The 3,437-nt window shown below is 66.3% G+C and carries 3 protein-coding genes and 1 pseudogene; 1 reads left to right on the top strand and 3 read right to left on the bottom strand.

All coding sequences use genetic code 11. The annotated features are described in order from the left end of the window. The first annotated feature begins 62 nt into the window (after window positions 1–62). A complete protein-coding gene (locus CA237_RS19195) occupies window positions 63–230 on the top strand; it encodes a DUF1674 domain-containing protein (RefSeq protein WP_126015289.1) in 168 nt (55 codons plus the stop codon). A gap of 42 nt (window positions 231–272) precedes the next feature. Here CA237_RS19195 and CA237_RS20110 read toward each other — a convergent pair whose 3' ends face one another. The 3 genes and pseudogenes from CA237_RS20110 to CA237_RS19185 all read right to left on the bottom strand — a co-directional run bounded on the left by CA237_RS20110 (window position 273) and on the right by CA237_RS19185 (window position 3,433). Next, window positions 273–2,507, bottom strand: coding sequence for a TonB-dependent receptor (locus CA237_RS20110; RefSeq protein WP_164523934.1), 2,235 nt, complete (start codon window positions 2,505–2,507; stop codon window positions 273–275). A 176-nt stretch (window positions 2,508–2,683) separates the two neighbouring features. Next, window positions 2,684–3,001: pseudogene (locus CA237_RS19825) on the bottom strand (thiamine pyrophosphate-binding protein); the annotation flags it as partial. Between the two features lie 135 nt (window positions 3,002–3,136). Beyond that, window positions 3,137–3,433, bottom strand: a complete 297-nt coding sequence (locus tag CA237_RS19185; RefSeq protein WP_126013905.1) for a GNAT family N-acetyltransferase — start codon at window positions 3,431–3,433, stop codon at window positions 3,137–3,139. Between the last annotated feature and the right edge of the window lie 4 nt (window positions 3,434–3,437).

Here is a 3,437-nt window from a genome sequence, read left to right as displayed (position 1 = left end):
GTACTTGAATCCTGTCGCCGGTCCGCCAAGTGCAGTCCCGAGCGAACCGGAAAGGAACCCCTATGGGCAAGCGGCCCCCGCATGTGAAGCCACCCGCGCATCTCTCCAAGTCGCCGCCGGTGCCGACCCCGGAACCGCTGCCGCCCCAATCGGACGGCGACGATCCGCTGGGCCTCAGCCCGACCCGCTATGGCGACTGGACGCACAAGGGCATCGCCGTCGATTTCTGATCCTGCGCCGGGCCACGCCGAAGCGCGGCCCGGACGTCGGCATCAGAACATCGCGCGCAGCGTCACCGACGTCGTGCGGCCGTTGATCGACCGTGCGCGCACGATGCCGTTGGCCGGGATCACCGCATCCTCGGCCTCGGTAAAGCCCTGCACGTCGAACAGGTTGTTGGCGTTGAGCGACAGCAGCAGCCGGTCGGTCGCGCGGAACTGGAGGAAGCCGTTGGCGACGGTATAGCCCGGCAGCTTCAGCTGGTTGCTGTCCTGCGCATAGCTGCTGGTCGTGCCGATGACGTTCGCACCGACCGCGATCCGGCCCAGCTCCACCTGCGGCGTCGCCTGAAAGATCAGCCGGGCCTGGCGGCGCGGGGTGTTGCCGACGACGCCGGGGTTGAGCGCGTCGCTGACGATCGTCGCATCGGTCCACGTCGCCCCGCCGGTGATGCCGAACGGTCCGACGCTGTAGCCGCCGTCCAGTTCGACGCCATAGGCGCGGTACGCGCGGTCGATGAACACCTGGCGCGTCGCTTCGTAATTCTGCTCCTCGGTGCGTGCCCAGAAGCCGGTGACGTTCACGACCAGCCCGTTGTGGCGATATTTCGCGCCGGCTTCGGCCTGGCGGACGAAATCGACCGCCGCGGCCTTGCTGCGCAGCGACCCGTCGACCGTGCTGACCGCCGGACCGAACAGCAGCCGGTCGGCATTGGCGCGCCCGCCGCGGCTGTAGCGGGCGAACACTGCGAACGGCTCGGCGATGCGGAAGTTGATGCCCGCCGAATAGGACAGGTAGTTCCAGCCATAATCGACCGGTGCCGGGCTGCCGAGCGGGATGACCGCCACGCGCCGCTCGGCGGCCGAGATCACGCCGTCGCCGTTCATGTCGCGCGTCACGACACCGGTGCGGCCCCCGCCCAGGTCCGACCCGAAGATCGACCCCGACGCATCGCCGAAGTCATAGCGGACGCTGGCGCCCAGCGCGACGCGGCCGATCTTGTAGTTCAGCGACCCGAACGGCGCGTTGACGTCGTAATCGACGCGGTAGCTGCGGCGGCAGCAATCGCCGAAATAGCTGGCGCCATAGCCGTAGAAGCCGTTCTGGGTGACCGGCGTACCGGCAGCCGACACGATATCGACCAGCGCGGCGCGCCCGCCGCCCCGCACGTCGAGCAGCGTGGAGGTCCACAGCCAGTCGCTGTCGATCGTCTGGCGCGACTTGTAGAAGCCGGCCGTCGTGGTCAGGTCGCCCTCACCCACGCGGAAGACCCGGCTGGCGCGCAGGTCGTTGGTGATGTTGTCGAGGCTGTTGAGCTTGACGTCGAACACGACGATCTGCGCCAGCAGGCCGTTGCCGTTCAGCGCGGCCGGGTTGGCGATCGCCTGTCCCGCCGACGGGCCGCTGGCGTAGCGCAGCGTCGCGCCCGCACCGCCCAGCGCGGTCGCGATCTCGCCCGCCGCCGCGACATTGGACGGGAACAGCGACGAGAAACCGCCGCTGATATCGGCGTAGCGGAAGCGGTTGGTCACGGTCCAGCCGGCGAGGTCGATCTGCCCTTCCACGCCGAACGCCTTGACCACCGGACGCTGCCCGTCGCGCAGGTCGCGCTGGACCGGGGTGTTGCGGCCGTCGAGCGTCACGTTGGTGGTGAAGTTGCGCGTCAGCAGCGCATCGTCGGTGATCGAGAAATTGGGCAGGCTGCGATATTTGGGATCGGCATCGGTGCCGGTGACGCGGACCGGATTGGGTAGATAGCCGACGGCGCGGTCGTCCAGATATTTGGCGTACAGCCGGACATAGCCACCGGTGAAGCTCTTGGTCAGGTTCGCCTTGAACTGGCCGCCGCGATTGCCGTCATAGCCGATCCGGCGCGGCCCCTCGCCCTGGCGATAGAAGCCGCCGACATGAAAACGCGTCGTGCTGTCGATCTTGCCGCCGTAATCGGCATCGACGCGATATTCCTCGTAATCGAGGCCGGCGCCCAGCTGGATCGCGCCGCCTTCGCGCTCCCCGGTCTTGGAGATCAGGTTGAGCACGCCGCCGGGCGAGTTGGACGAGAAGGTGGAGGCCGACCCGCCGCGAATCGCCTCGACCGACGACAGGTTCAGGTCGGACCGCAGGAAGATGTCGGCATTGCCGAAGGTGATGTCGCCGAATTCCAGCACCGGCAGGCCGTCTTCCTGCAACTGCAGGAACTTGGCGCCACCCGATGCGATCGGCAGGCCGCGGATCGAGATATTGGCGTTGCCGTCGCCGCCCGAGCTTTCGGCGCGGATGCCCGGCACGTTGCGGAAATCTCGGCGGTCGAGCGCGGCGCGGCCTTCAATTCCAGATGCACCGGACCGGGCCTTTCCTCGGTCGCGACCCGGAAAGCGTCGCGCACCATGGCAGGTATGCTGGCGGCACTGACGATCTGGCGCGTCATCTTTGTAAGCGGCTTCATCGATGCGACGATATCCACGATCTGGAAGCGCGCCTGCTTGCCATTCATCAGCGGCTTCTGGCCCGTGATGAGGATCATCGGCATTGCGCCCAGATGCGCATATGCGGCTCCGGTTGACAGGTTCAGGGCGCCGGGTCCAAGCGTGGCGAGGCAGACGCCGGGCTTGCCCGTAAGCCTGCCATATGTCGCCGCCATGAAAGCCGCCGCCTGCTCGTGACGTGTCAGAACCAGTTCGATGCTGGAGGTCCTGAGCGATTCCAGCAGATCGAGGTTCTCTTCGCCCGGCACGCCAAAGACACGATCCACGCCTTCGTTCTCAAGCGCGGCGACGAACATATCCGATCCCTTGCCCATAGCTGGCCCCTTTTTTCACTGGTGTTTGCGGAACCGCATCGGCCCGCTTCGCTATTCATCCTGCGACGGGCTGTCGCCCGATCACCCCGCCCCCGATCACCCCGCCGTCCGGCAGAACTAGCCTGACACGATATCGGAATACTCGGGATGGCGGGCAAAAAAACGGCCCATGAAAGAGCAGCGCAGAACGATCTTGCCGCCGCGCGCACGCACCGTGTCAAACACGCCCCGTGCGAGCTGAGAACCCAGCCCTTGACCAGAATATTGAAAAGGAACCTCGGTATGAATGAGCCTGCATTCCCCAAGTGGCGTGTCGTTTGAGGTGAAGATCGCCTGTATCCGAGCGCTAGACAAGGATTTTCTGCCGCAAGCGGCACCTGCGGTCGCGCAGACTGCTGGGTCTGGACGGATCAGACCG

Origin of the sequence: Sphingomonas sp. ABOLH, assembly GCF_003951715.1 — a bacterium.
Classification (GTDB): Bacteria; Pseudomonadota; Alphaproteobacteria; order Sphingomonadales; family Sphingomonadaceae; genus Sphingomonas; species Sphingomonas hankookensis_A.
This window is presented reverse-complemented; position numbering and strand designations above follow the sequence as displayed.

Coding starts and splice junctions, on each gene's coding strand:
- CA237_RS19195 (WP_126015289.1), top strand. CDS start 63: ATGGGCAAGCGGCCCCCGCATGTGAAGCCACCCGCGCATCTCTCCAAG.